The sequence below is a fragment of the Ruegeria sp. BC5 genome, assembly GCF_056539205.1.
In genome coordinates this window covers 82,976-100,774 of record NZ_JBQFUN010000006.1, presented here as the reverse complement: position 1 = coordinate 100,774, position 17,799 = coordinate 82,976, and the positions used below count along the sequence as shown (strand labels likewise).

General features: G+C 59.1%; 23 protein-coding genes. 10 read left to right on the top strand and 13 right to left on the bottom strand.

Annotated features, from left to right (window positions below; all coding sequences use genetic code 11):
• Genes ACR0LY_RS14695 through ACR0LY_RS14680 form a run of 4 tightly spaced genes read right to left on the bottom strand, consistent with a single transcriptional unit; the run spans position 1 to position 2,345 of the window.
• On the bottom strand, positions 1-441 hold the full coding sequence (locus ACR0LY_RS14695) for a MarR family winged helix-turn-helix transcriptional regulator (RefSeq protein WP_170351908.1): 441 nt from the start codon (positions 439-441) through the stop codon (positions 1-3).
• Between the two features lie 14 nt (positions 442-455).
• Entirely contained in the window at positions 456-1,286 is an 831-nt protein-coding gene (locus ACR0LY_RS14690; RefSeq protein ID WP_170351907.1) for a carbon-nitrogen hydrolase family protein, read from the bottom strand.
• Entirely contained in the window at positions 1,286-1,543 is a 258-nt protein-coding gene (gene grxC, locus ACR0LY_RS14685) for a glutaredoxin 3 (RefSeq protein ID WP_170351906.1), read from the bottom strand. The genes ACR0LY_RS14690 and grxC overlap by 1 nt, the downstream gene beginning before the upstream one ends.
• A gap of 37 nt (positions 1,544-1,580) precedes the next feature.
• A complete protein-coding gene (locus ACR0LY_RS14680; protein WP_254440281.1) occupies positions 1,581-2,345 on the bottom strand; it encodes a ComF family protein in 765 nt (254 codons plus the stop codon).
• Here ACR0LY_RS14680 and ACR0LY_RS14675 point away from each other — a divergent pair.
• Positions 2,326-3,156 carry a methyltransferase domain-containing protein gene (locus ACR0LY_RS14675; RefSeq protein ID WP_254440280.1) on the top strand — a complete coding sequence of 277 codons (831 nt, stop codon included), beginning with the start codon at positions 2,326-2,328 and terminating at the stop codon, positions 3,154-3,156. The genes ACR0LY_RS14680 and ACR0LY_RS14675 overlap by 20 nt on opposite strands.
• A 57-nt stretch (positions 3,157-3,213) precedes the next feature.
• Positions 3,214-4,263, top strand: a complete 1,050-nt coding sequence (gene hemH / locus ACR0LY_RS14670) for a ferrochelatase (protein WP_170351904.1) — start codon at positions 3,214-3,216, stop codon at positions 4,261-4,263.
• Between the two features lie 76 nt (positions 4,264-4,339).
• Here hemH and ACR0LY_RS14665 read toward each other — a convergent pair whose 3' ends face one another.
• Positions 4,340-4,522 carry a hypothetical protein gene (locus ACR0LY_RS14665; protein ID WP_010442520.1) on the bottom strand — a complete coding sequence of 61 codons (183 nt, stop codon included), beginning with the start codon at positions 4,520-4,522 and terminating at the stop codon, positions 4,340-4,342.
• Between the two features lie 139 nt (positions 4,523-4,661).
• The gene (locus ACR0LY_RS14660; RefSeq protein ID WP_170351903.1) at positions 4,662-5,261 is read right to left on the bottom strand and encodes a L,D-transpeptidase; all 600 of its coding nucleotides are present in this window, start codon (positions 5,259-5,261) and stop codon (positions 4,662-4,664) included.
• A 169-nt stretch (positions 5,262-5,430) separates the two neighbouring features.
• Here ACR0LY_RS14660 and dalA point away from each other — a divergent pair, with 169 nt between their 5' ends.
• A complete protein-coding gene (gene dalA / locus ACR0LY_RS14655) occupies positions 5,431-5,946 on the top strand; it encodes a divisome-associated lipoprotein DalA (RefSeq protein WP_170351902.1) in 516 nt (171 codons plus the stop codon).
• 67 nt (positions 5,947-6,013) lie between these two features.
• On the opposite strand, the gene ACR0LY_RS14650 is transcribed toward dalA, so the two are convergent.
• The 7 genes from ACR0LY_RS14650 to ACR0LY_RS14620 form a co-directional block, all read right to left on the bottom strand.
• Entirely contained in the window at positions 6,014-6,478 is a 465-nt protein-coding gene (locus ACR0LY_RS14650) for a PTS sugar transporter subunit IIA (RefSeq protein WP_170351901.1), read from the bottom strand.
• 61 nt (positions 6,479-6,539) lie between these two features.
• Positions 6,540-7,103 carry a ribosome hibernation-promoting factor, HPF/YfiA family gene (hpf, locus tag ACR0LY_RS14645; protein ID WP_170351900.1) on the bottom strand — a complete coding sequence of 188 codons (564 nt, stop codon included), beginning with the start codon at positions 7,101-7,103 and terminating at the stop codon, positions 6,540-6,542.
• A gap of 252 nt (positions 7,104-7,355) precedes the next feature.
• Positions 7,356-8,114 carry an LPS export ABC transporter ATP-binding protein gene (gene lptB / locus ACR0LY_RS14640; protein WP_170351899.1) on the bottom strand — a complete coding sequence of 253 codons (759 nt, stop codon included), beginning with the start codon at positions 8,112-8,114 and terminating at the stop codon, positions 7,356-7,358.
• A complete protein-coding gene (locus ACR0LY_RS14635) occupies positions 8,114-8,605 on the bottom strand; it encodes an LptA/OstA family protein (protein WP_413247494.1) in 492 nt (163 codons plus the stop codon). Before ACR0LY_RS14635 ends, lptB begins: the two co-directional genes overlap by 1 nt.
• Positions 8,606-8,608: 3 nt before the next feature.
• Complete coding sequence (gene lptC / locus ACR0LY_RS14630; protein ID WP_174818944.1) at positions 8,609-9,190, bottom strand: LPS export ABC transporter periplasmic protein LptC; 582 nt, start codon at positions 9,188-9,190, stop codon at positions 8,609-8,611.
• Between the two features lie 32 nt (positions 9,191-9,222).
• The gene (locus ACR0LY_RS14625; RefSeq protein ID WP_170351897.1) at positions 9,223-10,185 is read right to left on the bottom strand and encodes a KpsF/GutQ family sugar-phosphate isomerase; all 963 of its coding nucleotides are present in this window, start codon (positions 10,183-10,185) and stop codon (positions 9,223-9,225) included.
• Positions 10,182-10,796: a ribonuclease D gene (locus tag ACR0LY_RS14620; protein ID WP_170351896.1), complete on the bottom strand. Its 615-nt coding sequence runs from the start codon at positions 10,794-10,796 to the stop codon at positions 10,182-10,184. The genes ACR0LY_RS14625 and ACR0LY_RS14620 overlap by 4 nt, the downstream gene beginning before the upstream one ends.
• 197 nt (positions 10,797-10,993) lie before the next feature.
• On the opposite strand from ACR0LY_RS14620, the gene ACR0LY_RS14615 reads away from it, so the two are divergent.
• The 7 genes from ACR0LY_RS14615 (at position 10,994) to ACR0LY_RS14585 (ending at position 17,795) form a co-directional block, all read left to right on the top strand.
• Complete coding sequence (locus ACR0LY_RS14615; RefSeq protein ID WP_170351895.1) at positions 10,994-12,226, top strand: MFS transporter; 1,233 nt, start codon at positions 10,994-10,996, stop codon at positions 12,224-12,226.
• Between the two features lie 36 nt (positions 12,227-12,262).
• Positions 12,263-12,691 carry an Lrp/AsnC family transcriptional regulator gene (locus tag ACR0LY_RS14610; protein WP_170351894.1) on the top strand — a complete coding sequence of 143 codons (429 nt, stop codon included), beginning with the start codon at positions 12,263-12,265 and terminating at the stop codon, positions 12,689-12,691.
• Positions 12,692-12,764: 73 nt separating this feature from the next.
• Positions 12,765-13,460: a lytic transglycosylase domain-containing protein gene (locus tag ACR0LY_RS14605; RefSeq protein ID WP_254440279.1), complete on the top strand. Its 696-nt coding sequence runs from the start codon at positions 12,765-12,767 to the stop codon at positions 13,458-13,460.
• Between the two features lie 69 nt (positions 13,461-13,529).
• Positions 13,530-15,557, top strand: coding sequence for a flagellar biosynthesis protein FlhA (gene flhA, locus ACR0LY_RS14600; protein ID WP_174820573.1), 2,028 nt, complete (start codon positions 13,530-13,532; stop codon positions 15,555-15,557).
• A complete protein-coding gene (locus tag ACR0LY_RS14595; protein ID WP_170351892.1) occupies positions 15,554-16,327 on the top strand; it encodes a flagellar biosynthetic protein FliR in 774 nt (257 codons plus the stop codon). The genes flhA and ACR0LY_RS14595 overlap by 4 nt, the downstream gene beginning before the upstream one ends.
• The gene (gene flhB, locus ACR0LY_RS14590) at positions 16,324-17,412 is read left to right on the top strand and encodes a flagellar type III secretion system protein FlhB (RefSeq protein ID WP_170351891.1); all 1,089 of its coding nucleotides are present in this window, start codon (positions 16,324-16,326) and stop codon (positions 17,410-17,412) included. The genes ACR0LY_RS14595 and flhB overlap by 4 nt, the downstream gene beginning before the upstream one ends.
• The gene (locus tag ACR0LY_RS14585) at positions 17,409-17,795 is read left to right on the top strand and encodes a hypothetical protein (protein ID WP_170351890.1); all 387 of its coding nucleotides are present in this window, start codon (positions 17,409-17,411) and stop codon (positions 17,793-17,795) included. The genes flhB and ACR0LY_RS14585 overlap by 4 nt, the downstream gene beginning before the upstream one ends.
• Positions 17,796-17,799 lie beyond the last annotated feature (4 nt).

Genomic DNA, 17,799 nt, shown 5'->3' with positions numbered 1-17,799 from the left:
TCACTCGTCTTCGAGTCGGATTCTCAAATCCCGCAGCACCGGCAGCGTGCTGCGGACACGCTCCAGCCCCAGCTCTCCGACCACGCGGTTGATCAGCGGCGCAATCGACGAAATCGCCTGATCGCGCGCGCGACGTCCGGCGGGACTGATCGCGACCATCTTGCGGCGGGCGTCGTCCCAGTCGGGGCGGATGTGGATGTAACCGGCCCATTCCAGCTTGGCCAAGGTGTTGGTCATCGCCCCTCGGGTCACGTGGAACGTATTGGCCAGCTGCGCGGGGCTGCGCTCATCTCCGACAAACACCAGATGGTTCAGCACCGAGAAATGCGAAATTTCCATGCCCTTGGGCAGCACCCGGCTCAGCCGGTTGCGCAATAGTTGATCGGCGGTCAGGATCTCGCTGAACAGCGTGACCGCTAGGGCATTATGTTCGTCAGTCATGGTCCGGTTCTGGATCAGGGCCCGTCGAAAGGCCGCACGTGAGTCAACGAGGGCACCCGACGGCGCGCCTCTGACACAGAACTATCATCCAAATCGAAAAAGTGAATGCCTGGATCGCCCCCTGCGTCGACAACGACCTCTCCCCACGGGGCCACAACCATGCTGTGACCGTAGGTTTGGCGCGTTCTGCCGCGGGTTTTCGGATGCTCTCCGGTCTGTGCCGGGGCCAGCACCCAACAGCCGGTTTCAATCGCCCGCGCCCGCAGCAGTGATTCCCAATGGGCCGCGCCGGTGACCGGCGAAAACGCTGCCGGAATGGTCAGAATTTGCGCCCCCGCCTGCGCCAAAGCGGCATAGAGATGTGGGAAACGGATGTCATAACAGATGCTCAGACCAACCGTGCCGAAATCGGTTTTGGCCAGCACCGCCTTATCGCCAGGGCGATAGTTTTTGGATTCGCGGAAGGTCTCAGATTCCGAGACCTGCACGTCAAACATGTGAATCTTGTCATACCGCGCCACGATCTGCCCTTGCGGGTCTATCAAAAAGGAACGGTTGGCAAAACGCCCATCGGCATCGTGGGTTTTGATGGCCAAAGACCCAATCAGCAGCCAGACGCCCAGCGCTACGGCCTGTTCACGCAGACCCGCCAGCGTTTGGTCGTCTTCTTCATGCTGCAGAACGTCGCGCTGTCGGGTTGTGCTGGTGGACACACAGTTCGTCACCTCGGGCGTCAGAAGGAACCGCGCGCCCTGACCTGCGGCCTCGGCCATCATGGCGCGCACCATTTCCAGATTTTCGGTCGGGTTATCCGACGAAGTGATTTGCAGCAGCGCGGATTTCATCAGGCCGCCAAAAGACGATCCAGCTTGCCCTGACGGTCCAGTTCGTACAGATCATCGCAGCCGCCCACATGCTGCGTCCCGACGAAAATCTGCGGCACGGTGCGTTTGCCGCCTGCGCGTTTGATCATCTCTGGCTTGCGCTTGGGGTGCATCAGCACGTCGATCTCTTTGAATTCGACGCCTTTCTGTTTCAGCAGTCGTTTGGCCGCATGGCAAAAACCGCACAGCGGCGAGGTGTAGATTTCAACCGGTTTCATATTCCGTCCCTTTGGGTTTCGCGTGATCTTCCGCGAATTAGGCATCCTTGGCAACGCGTGCCAGTACCAACACGAAAATATGATTTGCACCCGCTGCATGGCAGGCACGCGCACAGGCTGTCAGAGTCGCACCAGAGGTCATGACATCATCGACCAGCAAGATATCCCGTCCTTTAATGCGCGACCCCTGCCTGGGATACGCCGAGATCGCACCGGCCAGGGTTTCCGCCCGCTGAGCAGCGGTTTTCCCGTCCAGAACTGGCGTTCGTGCCCGTCGGTGCAACAGGTCCGGGCACACCTCAATTCCCGTTTCCCACCCCAGATGCTGGGCTAGCAATGCCGACTGGTTGTACCGCCGCTTGATCAAACGGGACCAGTGCAGGGGTACAGGCGCGATCAGCATGTTGTCGCGAAATAGATCCCGCCCGGCTTGCGCCATCCACCTAGCTGCTGGCTTTGCCAGCTCAGGTCTGTCGCCGTGTTTCAAGGCCAGAATCAAGGCGCGCGCCTTGCCATTGTACATCAGCGCAGCCCGACCATCCTGCCAGGGGCGGGCCGTTTTCATGCAGTCATCGCATTCGATCCGGTGACCATCCACCTCGCCCGGCAAGGGCACCCCGCAGCTTTCGCATACCACTCCGCCAATGAAAGGCGTGTCGCGCCAGCAAGCACCGCACAGGCCGAAATCCGCTTCGGTCAATTCACCACATCCCAGACATCGCGGTGGATAGATCAACTCGACAGCGGTTTGAATCCGCTGCCATATGCGGTAGTTGCGCCCTATGAAACTGCCTGAGTCCAACGCACCCTCTCTGTTCGACCGCCCAGCCCTGATCCGACACCGTGCCCGCGCGCGGGACGAGGCGCTGTTTTTGCATCGCGCCGCGGTGGATGAGGTGCAGGATCGGCTCTCCATGGTTAATAAAACCTTTACGGCCCCGGCGATTGTGACGCCGTTTGCGCATATCTGGCAGGACGTTTTGCCGGAGGCACAGATCGTTTCGGATGACGATGTTCTGGACCTAGCACCCAGAGCGCATGATCTGGTGATTCACGCCATGGCGCTGCATTGGGCCAATGATCCGGTGGGGCAGCTGATCCAATGTCACCGCGCCCTGCAGCCCGACGGCTTGCTGCTGGTGGTGTGTCTCGGCGGTGAAACCCTGCACGAGTTACGCGCCGCCCTTGGGCAGGCCGAGATCGAGGTCACAGGTGGCCTCAGCCCCCGTATCGCCCCGATGGCCGAGCTGCGCGATCTGGGCGGGTTACTACAACGCGCGGGGCTAGCGCTGCCGGTCGCCGATACCGCTCGTCTGACGGCGGAATACCGCGACTTGACCCATCTGATGCATGATCTGCGCGCGATGGGAGAGACCAACAGCCTGTCCGGACGCATGAAACACGCCACACAGCGGCAGGTCTTTGCCCGGGCGCAGCAGATTTACGCCGATCACTTCCCGACACCGCAGGGGCGTTTGTCGTCCACTTATGAATTGATTTGCCTGACCGGCTGGTCACCCGATGACAGCCAGCAAAAACCATTGCGTCCGGGATCAGCGCAGGCGCGCTTGGCCGAGGCGCTGGGAACGAAAGAAGGCAAACTGTCCAATTGACGACCGGAGATTTCCGGTTATCTCAGCCAGATACAGAGAACTCTCAGGAAGCTCGAAATGTTTGACGCCACTCGCCCCGATCATGCCCCTGCGGACCACCCCAAGGTCAAAATGGGCCGCGTCGGCATCCTGCTGGCCAATCTTGGCACACCGGACGACTATAGCTATTGGCCGATGCGCCGGTATCTGAACGAGTTTCTGTCGGATCAGCGCGTTATCGACTATCCCAAATGGAAATGGCAACCGATCCTGCAGGGAATCATCCTGACCAAACGCCCGTTCAGCTCGGGCGAAGCGTACAAATCGATCTGGAACCACGACAAGGGCGAAAGCCCGCTGATGACGATCACCAAGGACCAGACCGCTAAGCTGCGCAACGCAATGCAGGCGCGTTATGGCGATCAGGTGCTGGTCGATTTCTGCATGCGCTACGGCAACCCGTCGACCAAATCGAAAGTGCGCGAAATGGTGGCGGCGGGCTGCGACCGCATCCTGTTCTTCCCGCTTTATCCGCAATATGCGGGCGCGACGACGGCCACCGCCAATGATCAGTTCTTCCGCGCGCTGATGGATGAAGCCTGGCAACCGGCCGCCCGCACCGTACCTGCCTATTTCGATGAACCCGCCTTTATCGACGCTCTGGCCGGGTCGGTGGAACAGGCCTATGCAGCGATGGAAGCCAAGCCGGATATATTGGTTTGCTCCTATCACGGGATGCCGGAACGGTATTTGCAGCAGGGCGATCCATACCACTGCCAATGCGCAAAAACCTCGCGCTTGCTCAAGGAACGGCTGGATTGGTCGGATGATCAGCTTGTTTCAACCTTCCAATCGCGATTCGGGCCTGAGGAATGGTTGAAGCCGTATACGGTCGACCACGTGGCCGAGTTGGCGCGGCAGGGCAAGAAAAACATTGCCGTGATCGCACCGGCGTTTTCCGCCGATTGCATCGAAACGCTGGAAGAGATCAACGAAGAAATCAAGGAAAGCTTCGAAGAGGCGGGCGGTGAAACCTTTACCTATATACCCTGCCTCAACGATGATGATTCGCACATCGCGGCATTGGGCAAGGTGATCGAAGACAATCTGAAGGGTTGGCTGGACTAAGCAGCACCCATCAATCAGGCATGAAAAAAGGCGGTGGATCGCTCCACCGCCTTTTCTCTAGATGACGCTCGTCAAATTAGCTTGCTGCAACAGCTGCGGCAACTACGACCAGCAGGATCAGCGGCAGGATGATTCCCTGCGACGAACCTTGAGTTTCCTCTACAACAACCGGTGCTTCAACAACCGGCTCTTCCAGGTTACCGGCATAAGCGGTCGAAGCAGCAGCAGTCAGTGCAGCGGCGAGAACGAGTTTCTTCATATTAACCTCCAGAATTTGCACGGTTCCGAATAGTGAAACCGCACACCCAAGACTTACCTCGTGTTTTTTTCTAACCAGCTATCCGACTGGAATGCAATTGCAACTTGCGCCGCAAGCGGGTTCGTGCGCGAAAATGTCGTCAAATTAGCAACACTTGCGTGCCGACCTTCGCCATTGAAAACAATTCCGCGATATCCTCGTTGAACAATCCGATGCAACCATTCGACGAACGGCGGCCGATTTTGCGCGTGTCATGTGTTCCGTGGATGCGATAATACTTCCAACTTAGATACAAAGCGTGCGTTCCCAATGGGTTATCAGGACCCGGCGGGATATAATCCGGCCATTCGGGGTTGCGCTTTTTCATCGAGGGCGTGGGTGACCAGCTCGGACCCTCGACTTTGCGGATCACACTTGTACGACCACGGCGCGTCAGCTCCTCGGTCAGAGGTACGGACGAGGGGTAAAGTTTATACACCCGCTGGTCGTCGGACCAGTAATGTAACGCGCGCGAGACGGTATCGACCAGAATGGCCCCGTTATTTGTGTTCGAGAAATAGGGTTGCCAATCCAACGCACGAAAGCCCGAGATATTTCGCCGCACATTGGGTTCCGCCTCGGGTGCGGGGCGCAGCGGGTCGCCGGGAATGTATTGCGCAATCGCAGGTGAGGCCAGCAGGGCTGAAGCCCCGGCCAGGAATCCGCGACGGGAAGCTACATGAATGTGTTTCTTGACCATGAGGGGCGGTCCTTTGCTAAGGCCAGTCTGAAAATCTGTCGTATTCTATTGCCAGAATGCTTCAGTCGCAAATCAAACCGGCAGAATCACGCAGAATGGGTCCATTGTGCGTTTGCTCAAGACGGTCTGTCACGCTATGCCGTAGATTAACACAATCATCAGGTCGATCATGACGCGTATTATTTCATTACTGTTTACCTGCTTTATTGCGCTGGCCGCATGTACACCCAGCAGCACCCCGACATATGGATCGGATGGCCGGCCGCTGCCGACCGTCTACAAAATCCGGGGCAATCCCGAAAAACTGCAGTTCCGCATGCTTGATTCGGTCAACGCACTGCGTCAGGCGCAGGGCTTGCAGTCAGTGCAGCTGAATTCGCAGCTTAATGCCGCGGCCGCCACCCACGCCAAGGACATGGCACGGCAAAACCGCCCATGGCATTTTGGGTCGGACGGATCATCGCCAATCGACCGCGCACAGCGCGTGGGCTATTTTGGCACGTTCCTGGGCGAAGCAATTTCCGAGACCTATGAAACCGAAACCGAAACGCTGGCCGCCTGGATGCAGGAACCTGGTCCGCGCTCGGTGATTTTGGACCCCAAGGCCACGCAGATGGGTTTTGCATGGCATCAGGAAGGTGGCGGGAAAATCTGGTGGACGCTGGAAATGGGCGCTGGCGGTTAACCGCAACCCCATCCGAAAACGAAAAAGCCCCCGGAAAACCGGGGGCTTTTTTCATATCCTTAAAGGCTTAGGCCGCTTGCATAGACTGCGCTTCGGTCAAAATCGCATACAACTTGACCGGGTCCGGGTTGGCCCGCAACTTGGCGCAGACCGAGGTGTCACGCAGGGTGCGGGACACCAACGCCAGTGCTTTCAGATGATCCACCCCGGCCTCTTCTGGGGCGAACAGGGCAAAGGCGATATCGACCGGCTGGCGGTCAACCGATCCGAAATCGATCGGTTTTTCCAACATGACAAACACGCCTGAAACGTTTTCCAATTCAGCCATACGGGCATGCGGCAAAGCCACGCCATGACCCACACCAGTCGGCCCCAGGCTTTCCCGTTCCAGCAGCCCTTCGACAACAATCTGGGCATCAAGGCCCAATGCTGCCTCAGCCACATCCGCAATTTCCTGAAACAACCGCTTCTTGCTGGAAGCGGCGGACAGTACGCGAACTGCTTCGGGCTTCAATATGCTCGAAAGCTCCATGATTACGCTCCATGGCTATGCCCCCACATTTGCAGGGGCCTGCCTTTGCTATTCTTGCCTGTTACGGATCGATCCAGCCGATATTACCGTCCTCCCGACGATAAACGACGTTCAATCCGTCCTTGTTTTCATTCCGGAACACCAGCACCGGGGCGCCGGCCAGTTCCATCTGCATGACGGCTTCACCAACACTCAGCGATGGAATCTTGGTTTCCATCTCAGCCACGATCATCGGCTGCAGAGATTCGGGTTCGGCTGCCGAGTCAGATTCGTCAGAGGCGAGGATATAGGACGACGCCCCAAAGAGTTCAACAGGCTCAGACCGATCCTTGTGGTGATCCTTCAAACGCCGCTTATATCGGCGCAGCTGTGTTTCCATCTTGTCGCAGCAACCTTCGAACGCCGCATAGATTTCAGTTGCATGAGCTTTGGCCTGCGCCGTCAGGCCCGTAGAAAGATGTACGGTGGTTTCGCATACATATTCATGCGCTGAACGGGAAAAGACGACGTTGGCATCTGTCGGACGCTGGGCATATTTGCCCACAACCTCGCCCAGTTCGGTCTGCACGTGAGTTTGCAGCGCCGCGCCGATGTCGATCTGTTTTCCGCTGATTTGGTAACGCATGTGATCTCCTTCACAATTCACACCCATTCTTACGTCACGTTACGCGACGCACGTGTTTTTATCGGGTGGGGGAAAAAGGCATATCCTGCAGTAGCCGCGCCATTTGCCCTTCCAGGAAGGGGCATCGTGATCCAGACGGAAACCGAAGAAATGCCATGACCCAATTGAGGCAAGAGACGGCGGGAGAGTCAATCAAAACAGACGTGTATATACGTGATTTCCGCCATGCAGTCGGCGCATTTCTGCGCAAGCCTATGATATACGGAAATTTTCACCCAGATAAACGCGCCGGACGTTCTCATTTTCGACCACTTCGTCCGGGGTGCCAGACATCAGCACCTGGCCGTCATGCAGGATATAGGCGCGATCCACAATCTCCAACGTTTCCCGCACGTTGTGGTCGGTGATCAGAACCCCGATACCGCGTTTTTTCAGATCAGCGACCAGGTGGCGGATATCGCCCACGCTGATCGGGTCGACACCCGCAAAAGGTTCATCCAACAGCAGGTATTTCGGGTCGGCCGCCAGACAGCGCGCAATTTCAACCCGGCGGCGTTCACCGCCCGACAAGGCCAGCGCGGGTGCCCGGCGCAGGTGTTCAATCGAAAAATCCGATAGCAGCTCTTCCAGCCGCTCTTTGCGGCGATGGGCGTGGCGGACAGTGATATCCAGAACCGAGGCGATGTTGTCCTCGACGCTCATGCCGCGGAAGATCGACATCTCTTGCGGCAGATATCCGATGCCCAAACGCGCGCGGCGGTACATCGGCAATGTCGTCACGGTCTGCCCGTCGATCGTAACCGTGCCCGCCTCGGGGAAGACCAGCCCGGCAACCGAGTAGAACGTGGTGGTTTTGCCCGACCCGTTCGGACCCAGCAGCGCCACAACCTCGGACCTGTCAAGCGTCATCGACACATCGCGGATCACGGTCTTTTTGCTATAGGATTTCCGCAGCTTTTCTATTCTGAGGCCGGATTGCCCCTCGGCCACGGTCAGTTCAGGCCGCGCCATCAATTATTGCCCTGCTGCAGGATGGTTTTGACATTGCCTGTCATCGTTGCCGTGCCAGTGGTCAGATCAGCATTCATCTGATCGCCGCTGATGGTGCTGGGCCCCTGCGTTAGCAGCACATTGCCCTTCATCACGATCACACCTGAATCAATGGTGTATTCGGCCCAGTCACCCTCGGCCGCGTCGGGCGGGCTGACCAGAACCACATCTTCGGTCGCTTCCATCCGCTCGATACCCGAGCGATCCTCATTATACAGAACCAGCACCCGTTCAGCGGTCAGGCGCATTTCCCCCTGAATGACGATCACATTGCCCACAAATTCGGCCGAGCCGTTTTCTTGATTGACGTTGAGGGTTTCCGAGGTCACTTCGACCGGCAGCGAAGGGTCAGCCTTGACCGCGCCAAACGCAACCTGAGTCTCCTGCGCCGCCGCAGAAAAAGCACCAAGTGTCAGTACAAGGCAAAGTGGAACAAATCGAAAATCGAACACAGGTTATCTTTCTGCTTTTTCAGGCTCGTATATCAGCTTCACGCCGTCTGTAAAAATAATATGGACCGGTCCGTCCTTTTTTTCCGTTCCAAAGGTCATGCCACCTGCTGAAATGTTGCCGAGAATCCCGGTGCCGTGCACCTCACCCGGCGCGTCACCGCGAATTTCATCCAGCGCGGTGTTCAGCAGATCGGTTGTGATCTCGGTGCCATCGGTCGAGGTGATGACCACATCGCCAATAAAGGTCGCGGTGTTTTTGTCGGGGCGGATCATGCCAGAGTTGGAATCCAACGTGATAACGCCGCCGCCCGAAAGGCCCAGGCGGCCCCGGAACTCGGCCGCTGTCGGGGTGGAAACTTCGGTGCCCTGCGTGGCGCGGGTTGCTTGGATCTGGACCTCTTCGCCCTTGCGCGTGGTGCCGCGGTAGTTTGGCTGCGTCACCACCTGATCGGCCAACCGTTCGTCGATATCCTGTTGGGAAAAGGGCACGGACACATTGGTTTCGATGCTGCGCGACAGCAAGAACACAGTGGACAGCATCAAGATGGCCACCAACGGCAGCACCACCTTAAAAAACTGAACCATGCGTGAATGTCCGTCCACCGCTCAGCCCCTACCTAGCCCAGACCGACGCGCAAGCAGTCGTGGATGTGCAGCAGCCCCTCGGCCTGCCCCTGTCCTTCGGGATCAACTACAAACAGCGAGGTGATCTTGCGATCGTTCATGATCGCAACCGCCTCTTCCGCCATAGCGTTTGGTGCAATGGTCATCGGGTTGCGGGTCATCACTTCTTCGGTAGTTCTGTTCAGCAACCCGTCCATGTTCCGGCGCAAGTCACCATCCGTGACGATGCCCGTCAGGCGGCCCGCCTCGTCGGTCACGCCGACGACACCAAAGCTTTTCTGGCTCATGACCAGCAAGGCTTCGCTCATCGGGGTGCCAACAGGCACCACGGGCAGGTCGGCATGCATCAGATCGCGCACAGTGGACAGCTGCGCCCCCAGTTTGCCGCCGGGGTGGAAGGCGCGGAAATCCTCGGGCTGGAAGTCGCGGTATTTCATCAGCGCAATGGCTAACGCATCGCCCATCGCCAATGTCAGCGTGGTCGAGATCGAGGGCACCATGCCGAACCCGCAGGCCTCACCCAGCGACGGGATCAGCAGATGCACATCGGCCTGCTTCATCAACGTGCTTTCCGGCTTGCTGGACAGGCCGATCAGCGGAATGCCAAAGCGGCGGGTAAAGGCCAGCAGGTTTACCAGTTCCGGTGCCTCGCCCGAATTGGAAATCGCCACAACCACATCACCTTTGGAGACCATGCCCAGATCCCCATGGCTGGCCTCGGCCGGATGCACGAAATAGGCCGGTGTGCCGGTGCTGGCCAGCGTCGCGGCGATCTTGTGGCCAATATGGCCGGATTTGCCGATGCCGCTGATGATGATGCGACCCGGGGCCTGCAGGATCATCTGCACGGCTTCGGCAAAGTGCTCGTCCAGACTGTCGGCCAGCACGTCCAGCGCGCGGGCCTCGTCGGTGACGACCTGTTTGGCGGTTCTCAGAAAGGACTCGTTATCAGTCATGAGTGTGCAAAGATATCCGTTTCGGGCCAGCCTGCGAGGTCAAGTTTCGCACGCGTCGGCAAGAAGTCAAAACACGCCTGCGCCATCTCAGCACGGCCTTCGCGGGCCAAACGCCCGTCCAGCGCATCGCGTAGCTGATGCAAGTACAGAACGTCCGAGGCCGCATATTCCAGCTGAGCGTCGGTCAGGGTTTCGGCCCCCCAGTCGCTCATCTGCTGCTGCTTCGAAATATCGACACCAATCAGCTCCTGACACAGGTTCTTCAGGCCATGACGGTCGGTATAGGTGCGCACCAGACGGCTGGCGATCTTGGTGCAATAGACCGGCGCGGCCAGTGCGCCAAAGGTGTGGTACATCGCGGCAATGTCAAACCGTCCAAAATGGAATAGCTTTAACACGTGGGGGTTTTCCAACATGGCGCACAGGTTTGGTGCCTGCGTCTGGCCCTTTTCAACCTGCACGATATGGCTGTTGCCGTCGCCGCCCGACATCTGGATCACGCACAGGCGGTCGCGATGCGGGTTCAGCCCCATGGTTTCGCAATCAATGGCCACCACAGGGCCTAGGTCCAACCCGTCCGGCAGGTCGTTTTTATAAAGATGGTTCGCCACGGGGTCTTCCTTTATGCGATATCGCCCCCGAGATAGGAGGTTTGGCCCGTAAACTCAACGCCATCAATAGAATGCGACAAACATGCGCGGATTTCTTGACCCCACCTGCTTTGACAGGAAAATGGATAAGGCCGCCGTGCGTCTGGCATTAAGCAGGCCCTGACGCGACGCCAATTGAAAAAAGGTCCGAACCGCCGATGCTGAGTGTCCTGCGAATCCGCACCTATCGCCATCTGTTGGGGGCTCAGGTCGTTGCGTTGACGGGCACCGGTTTGGCGACAATTGCGTTGGGGCTACTGGCTTATGATCTGGCAGGTGGCGCGGCCAGTCTGGTGTTGGGAACCGCGCTGACGATCAAGATGGTGGCTTATGTGGTCGTCGCCCCACTTGCCGCAGCCTTCGCAGAGCGGCTCGACCGCCGCCGGATGCTAGTGACGTTGGATCTGGTGCGTGCGGCAGTTGCGGTCTGTCTGCCTTTCGTGACCGAGATCTGGCAGGTTTACGTGCTGATCTTTGTCCTGCAATCCGCATCCGCCGGGTTCACCCCGGCGTTTCAGGCCACCATCCCCGACGTGCTGACCGATGAGCAGGACTATACCAAGGCGCTCTCCCTGTCGCGGCTTGCCTATGATCTTGAAAGCCTGCTCAGCCCTGCTCTGGCCGCAGCGCTTTTGCTGTTCGTCAGTTTCGACAGCCTGTTCTGGGGTACGGGGCTGGGGTTCATCGCCTCGGCACTGTTGGTGGTGTCGGTTGCCCTGCCCTCACCCAAACCGACAAGACGCCGTGGTATTTATGACCGTACGACACGCGGCATTCGTCTTTACCTGAGCACACCCCGACTGCGCGGATTACTTGCCCTGACTTGGACAGCAGCGACCCTCAGCGCGATGATTATCGTCAATACGGTTGTAATTGTGCGGTCCGATTTGGGCCTGTCGGAAAGCGCTGTGGCCATAGCGTTGGCCGGGTTCGGCGGTGGTTCGATGCTGGCCGCATTTGCCCTGCCCAAACTGTTAGATCGGTTCATGGACCGCACCGTTATGCTAGGCGGGGCCATTTTCGGAACCCTGGCAATTGGTCTCTCTGCCATCCTGTTCGCGGCTATGCCGATCTCTCTGATCGGTCTCGCAATACTCTGGGCCTGCATCGGGTTTGGCTATTCCGCCACGCTGACGCCTTCAGGCCGGTTGCTGACCCGCTCGACCCGATCCGAAGACCGACCAGCCGTGTTTGCCGCCCAGTTCACCCTGTCGCACGCCTGCTGGCTGGTGCTATATCCACTGACCGGCTGGATCATGACCACAACCAGCACGGCGGCAACGTTGGGCTGGATGACCCTGATCGCGGCCCCCGGGGTTATGGTGGCCCTTGTGATCTGGCCGCGTTCGGACCGGAAAGCCGTTTCAAAAGAACATGCTGACATGTCTTGAGCCCCCCTGCCCCGGTGCATTACACCTTGGTGCATCATGGATCAGCTAGACCGTCGCATCATCGCCGCCCTGCAGCACAACGCTCGCGAATCGACCACCAAGATTGCCGCGAAGCTGGGCGTGGCCCGAACCACCGTGCATGAACGCATCAGCCGCATGGAAGAGCGTGGCGTGATCGCAGGCTATTCGGTGGTTCTGAACAGCCCCGAAGACGCCCCGAGCGTACAGGTGGTCGTGCTGCTGGAAGTGCAGCAAAAGGAAACCAAGCGTATCATCAATCGGCTTGAGGCTTACCCCGAGGTCAAGCTCTGCCTGTCGATAAATGGCGAGTTCGACCTCCTGCTATCGGCCGAGGCCCCGCGGATCGAGGACCTGGATATTCTGGTTGATGATCTGGCCAAGATCCCCGGCGTGCTGCGCACCAATACCAGCGTTGTCTTCGGCCGCCGGATTGATCGAATCTGAACGGCTGATAACCCTCTGTAAACCCTAGCAGGATTAGCTTGGCCGGGACTGATCAGAATCCCGGACCGGCAGAATGCCCCATCGTTTGATCTTTGGCCTGAGTTTGCTTGCGTTGAGTGCAGCGCAACAGGTCTTTGCCATGCCCGATGCCAGCGGTGCGGGCATTTGCGATGCAGCCGCGCGCCGCGCTGCCCAATCCCAGGGTGTACCGCTGGATGTCTTACGCGCGATTGCGCGGGTGGAAACCGGGCGGTTGCGGGACGGGCAGTTGGAACCCTGGCCCTGGACCATCAATGTCGAAGGGCAAGGATACTGGTTCACGTCCGAGTTTGAGGCGAAATCTTACGTTTTCGACATTTTCAAAGCAGGCAAGCGCAGCTTTGACATCGGCTGTTTCCAGATCAATTACCGTTGGCACGGCAAGGCATTCCGGTCCATCGACGCCATGTTCGACCCGGATGAAAACGCCACCTACGCCGCCCGGTTTCTGAATGAACTGTATGCCGAGCTTGGATCGTGGCCCGCAGCCGTTGGGGCCTATCATTCCCGCACACCATCGCTGGCCAATGCTTACTCGGGCCGGTTTCAGACCGTACTGGCACAACTGGATCAATCCTTGCCCACTGCCCCGGAACGGGCCGCGCGCGACCCGTTTACCACCGCCGCAACCCCTCTGATCCCGGTCAACCTGCCGCAACCGGGTGACGGCGCGCTGGGGTCGCTGGTTCCGCCTTCGGGCACTGCCACCGCCTTTATCTCGTTCAACTAGGAGGCATGCGTGTCCAAGATCGACGCCCGTTCCCTGTTTTCTCCGACCGTGCTGCTGGCGCTGGCGCTGATGACGGTCATCGTGATGATGATCCTGCCGATGCCCGCCTGGGTGCTGGATGTGGGGTTGGCAGCCTCGTTCGCGCTGGCGATCCTGATCTTTACGCTGACGCTGTTTATCGAACGGCCTCTGGATTTCTCGTCTTTCCCGACAATCCTTTTGGCCTCGCTGATGCTGCGGCTGTCGCTAAACGTATCCTCAACCAAGCTTATCATCGGAGAGGGGCACACGGGACCCAATGCCGCTGGGGACGTGATCGAAGGTTTTGCCGACTTCGTCATGGGCGGCAGTATCTTTCTGGGGTTGGTGGTGTTCGGCGTGCTGCTGATCGTAAATTTCATGGTCATCACCAAGGGCGCTGCCCGCATGGCCGAGGTCGGCGCGCGGTTCGCCCTGGACGGCATGCCGGGAAAACAGCTCGCCATCGACAGCGACATGTCCGCCGGGGCCATCGACCACCAACAGGCTAAAGAACGCCGCGAGCGTGAGCAGCAAGAGACGACGTTTTTCGGCTCTCTCGATGGGGCGTCGAAATTTGTCAAAGGCGATGCGATAGCCGGACTGCTGATCACGTTGCTCAACCTGGTGATGGGATTGATCATGGGTGTGATCGTCCATGGGATGCCAATCTCATCCGCGTTCGAGACCTATGCCATCCTGACCGTCGGTGACGGGCTGGTGTCGCAAATCCCGGCGGTGATCATATCGATCGCGTCAGCCCTGTTGCTGGCCCGCGGCGGTACGCAGGGGGCGACCGACAATGCAATCTTCTCGCAGCTGGGCCGGCATCCAGCGGCCCTGGCAACAGTTTCCATGTTGATGGTGCTGTTTGCGCTGGTGCCCGGCCTGCCCTTTTTGCCATTCATCCTGGGGGCGGGTGTTCTGGGCTATGCGGCCTATTACGTCCATCGCAAGCAAAAGAGCGAAGCGGAAGAGGCGCTGGCCCCAACACCGCAGAAAGACACACCGGTCTCGCAAGCCATTGGCGATATTTTGGACCTGGACGATGTGCATCTGGAGTTTGCCCCCGATCTGGTCAGCATGGTCCTCAACCCCGGCACCGGGCTGGACGCGCGCATCGCTAATATGCGGACCTATGTGGCCTCAAGCTTTGGCCTGATCCTGCCTGACATCCGCCTGACCGACCGCGCCGATCTGCCCATGGGCACCTATGTAGTCAAGGTCCAGGGCGTCGAACAGGCGCGCGGCGTGTTGAACCCCGATCTGGTTCTGGCGCTGGTACAGGATGACCGCGACATGCTGCCCGAGGGTAATGACGTGACCGAGCCCGTCTATGGCGCCCCCGCCCGCTGGATTCTGCCCAAGGATCAAGAGGCCGCCGCGCTTAGTGGGGCCACCATCGTTTCCCCGCCCGAGATTCTGGCCACTCATCTGCTTGAGATCATCAAACAGAACTTCTCACGCCTGCTGACGCTGAAATCCCTGCGCCGCCTTTTGTCCGAGATGACACGGCTCAGCGATCCGGTTCGGGCCGAGGCTAACCGCAAGCTTCTGGACGAGTTGATCCCGGACAAGGTACCGATCGACACGCTACATGCGGTGCTGCGTCTGCTGCTGGACGAACGGGTCTCGATCCGCAACATGGCGCTGATTCTGGAAAGCGTGGCCGAGGCGCGGCTGACCACCACCCAACCCGAAGGCATCTGCGAACTGGTCCGGCAGAGATTGGGTTTCCAACTGGTGGCCGAGATGAAACGCGAAGACGGATCGATCCCGCTGATCCAACTGGCCCCGGAGTGGGAGGATACCTTCACCACCTACCAGATCGACGCGCCTGCAGCGGGTCTCGACGTGGCGCTGCCGCCGAACCTGTTCAACAAGCTGGCCGATGGCGTGGTCGACAGTGTCGCGCAATCCGCCGATCACGGGCTGTTTCCGGCGTTGGTCACCTCGACCCGCCGTCGCCGTTTGCTGCGCACCATCATGCACGCGCGCGGCATAGCCAACCCGGTGCTGTCGTTCGAAGAAATCGGGCTCGAGGCGCGGCCTTCGCTGGTTGGAACGGTGCCCGCGTGATCGCGCTACCGCCCGAGCTTTTGCCCCAGCTGGGTGAGGGTTTGTGGCACCTCTTTGCCGTCTTCCTGCGTGTCTCGGCCATGGTGTCGCTGCTGCCCGCCTTTGGCGAGCGCAGCATTCCGACCCGCGTCAAATTCGGCATCGCGGCTGCCTTTACCCTTATTGTGACACCAGCGATTGCGGCGCCTGTTGCCCCACCCGGCCTGTTGCCAATGGCAGAATTGGTTCTGACCGAAGTGCTGATCGGGATGGCCTTGGGTATGTCGCTGCGACTGTTCGTGCTGGCCCTGCAAACGGCAGGATCGATTGCGGCGCAGGCAACATCGCTGTCGCAGATTCTGGGTCCAGCCGCTGCAGATCCCGTGCCCGCGATGGGATATCTTCTGACACTGGCTGGCCTGACACTGGCGGTTTTGCTCGGCCTGCACATCCGCGTCGCTCAGTTTCTGATCCACAGCTATACGCTGTTTCCAATGGGCACCCCAATACTAGCCCCGGACCTGTCGCAATGGGGGGTGCAGCAAATTGCGCGCAGTTTTGGGTTGGCGTTTGCGCTGACTATGCCCTTCGTGATCGCCTCGCTGATCTATAACCTTGCGCTTGGCGTCATCAACCGCTCGATGCCGCAGCTGATGGTGGCGTTCGTTGGCGCTCCGGCCATTACTTTTGCGGGCCTGTTCCTGTTGTTCGCGGGCACGCCCCTGATCTTGTCTGTCTGGTCTGATGCCTTTTTTGCCTTCATGCTGAACCCGCTTGAGGACCCAAGATGAGCGGGTCCGAAGACGACAGCGACAAGTCCTACGAGCCGACGCCGCAGAAGCTCCAGAAAGCGCGCGAAAAGGGTGAGGTTGCCAAGTCCAACGACCTGTCCGTGGTTGCCGCTTATGCCGGGTTCCTCATTGCCCTGTTCGCGGCCGGGCAATTCGGTGTGCAACATATGGGAAGCCTGTTTGTCGTGATGATTGATCAGGCCGACACAATCGCTCCCTTGCTGACCGACGGGCCCGCCGCAAGCCCGGTCGGTGGGATGGTCAAAACGGCGCTGTTGTCCGTCACGGTTCTGTTTGCTGTGCCCGCCGCCGCTGTTCTGCTCAGCCTGATCGCCCAGCGTGCGCTGATCTTTGCGCCCAGCAAGCTGAAACCCAAACTGTCCCGCATCTCGATCATCTCGAATGCGAAAAACAAATTCGGGCGCGGCGGCCTGTTCGAATTCGCCAAGAGCTTTGTGAAACTGGTGATCTACGGCACCTGTCTGGCGCTGTTTCTGCGCTCCAACCTAAACGAGATTCTGTCCGCCAGCGCCGCTCCGGCGCGGTCATCGGTCATGCTGATGATGAATTTTCTGTTTCGCTTCCTGTTCATCGTCATCACCGTGGCGCTTGCCATCGGGGTGATCGACTTTCTTTGGCAACATGCCGAGCATATTCGCAAGAACCGGATGTCGCGCAAGGAAATTCAGGACGAAACCAAGGATGCCGAAGGCGACCCGCATGTCAAACAACAACGCCGCCAGCGCGCGCAGGATATCGCCACGAACCAGATGATGTCCGACGTACCCTCGGCGGATGTGGTGATCGTCAACCCGACCCATTACGCGGTGGCCTTGAAATGGGCCCGGACGGCGGGGTCAGCCCCTGTTTGCGTGGCCAAGGGCGTGGAAGAGGTGGCCTCAGCAATCCGGGGCCGGGCTGCTGAGGCTGGTGTTCCCATTCATTCCGACCCGCCCACGGCCCGCGCCCTGCATGCCGCCGTCGAGATCGGACAGGAAATCGCGGAAGAACATTATCGCCCCGTCGCTGCTGCCATCCGATTTGCAGAGGCGATGCGCAAAAAGGCCAAAGGACAGATCAGATGAAACAAGCAGCCCTATCAGACCTGAAAAACGTTACAGAGGCCGTGTTTCAAAAAGAATACAACGCCCTGCGCCCCCTGCTAGAGGCTGAAGCACGCGCGCAACACCAATTGGCGCGGCTGGACGCGCAGGTCAGGCAATCACGCCAAGACAGCACCGCGGCCGAGGGGTACCGAGTCACTGGCACCGATGTGTTGTGGAACGGTTGGGAGTCGGCCACGCGCCGCCAGTTGAATATGGAACTGGCGCGGATTCGGGCGCAAAAACTGTCGGCGATGGACGCGCTGCGCTCGGCCTTTGGCCGCAAACAAGCCGTCACCAACCTGTCAGACGCCCAGAAAAAGGCACACAAACGCGCCCAGCACCGGAAATCGTCACCCTACTAAACAG

Coding starts and splice junctions, on each gene's coding strand:
- ACR0LY_RS14695 (WP_170351908.1), bottom strand. CDS start 441: ATGACTGACGAACATAATGCCCTAGCGGTCACGCTGTTCAGCGAGATC.
- ACR0LY_RS14690 (WP_170351907.1), bottom strand. CDS start 1,286: ATGAAATCCGCGCTGCTGCAAATCACTTCGTCGGATAACCCGACCGAA.
- grxC (WP_170351906.1), bottom strand. CDS start 1,543: ATGAAACCGGTTGAAATCTACACCTCGCCGCTGTGCGGTTTTTGCCAT.
- ACR0LY_RS14675 (WP_254440280.1), top strand. CDS start 2,326: ATGAAACTGCCTGAGTCCAACGCACCCTCTCTGTTCGACCGCCCAGCC.
- hemH (WP_170351904.1), top strand. CDS start 3,214: ATGTTTGACGCCACTCGCCCCGATCATGCCCCTGCGGACCACCCCAAG.
- ACR0LY_RS14665 (WP_010442520.1), bottom strand. CDS start 4,522: ATGAAGAAACTCGTTCTCGCCGCTGCACTGACTGCTGCTGCTTCGACC.
- ACR0LY_RS14660 (WP_170351903.1), bottom strand. CDS start 5,261: ATGGTCAAGAAACACATTCATGTAGCTTCCCGTCGCGGATTCCTGGCC.
- dalA (WP_170351902.1), top strand. CDS start 5,431: ATGACGCGTATTATTTCATTACTGTTTACCTGCTTTATTGCGCTGGCC.
- ACR0LY_RS14650 (WP_170351901.1), bottom strand. CDS start 6,478: ATGGAGCTTTCGAGCATATTGAAGCCCGAAGCAGTTCGCGTACTGTCC.
- hpf (WP_170351900.1), bottom strand. CDS start 7,103: ATGCGTTACCAAATCAGCGGAAAACAGATCGACATCGGCGCGGCGCTG.
- lptB (WP_170351899.1), bottom strand. CDS start 8,114: ATGGCGCGGCCTGAACTGACCGTGGCCGAGGGGCAATCCGGCCTCAGA.
- lptC (WP_174818944.1), bottom strand. CDS start 9,190: ATGGTTCAGTTTTTTAAGGTGGTGCTGCCGTTGGTGGCCATCTTGATG.
- ACR0LY_RS14625 (WP_170351897.1), bottom strand. CDS start 10,185: ATGACTGATAACGAGTCCTTTCTGAGAACCGCCAAACAGGTCGTCACC.
- ACR0LY_RS14615 (WP_170351895.1), top strand. CDS start 10,994: ATGCTGAGTGTCCTGCGAATCCGCACCTATCGCCATCTGTTGGGGGCT.
- ACR0LY_RS14610 (WP_170351894.1), top strand. CDS start 12,263: ATGGATCAGCTAGACCGTCGCATCATCGCCGCCCTGCAGCACAACGCT.
- ACR0LY_RS14605 (WP_254440279.1), top strand. CDS start 12,765: ATGCCCCATCGTTTGATCTTTGGCCTGAGTTTGCTTGCGTTGAGTGCA.
- flhA (WP_174820573.1), top strand. CDS start 13,530: ATGACGGTCATCGTGATGATGATCCTGCCGATGCCCGCCTGGGTGCTG.
- flhB (WP_170351891.1), top strand. CDS start 16,324: ATGAGCGGGTCCGAAGACGACAGCGACAAGTCCTACGAGCCGACGCCG.
- ACR0LY_RS14585 (WP_170351890.1), top strand. CDS start 17,409: ATGAAACAAGCAGCCCTATCAGACCTGAAAAACGTTACAGAGGCCGTG.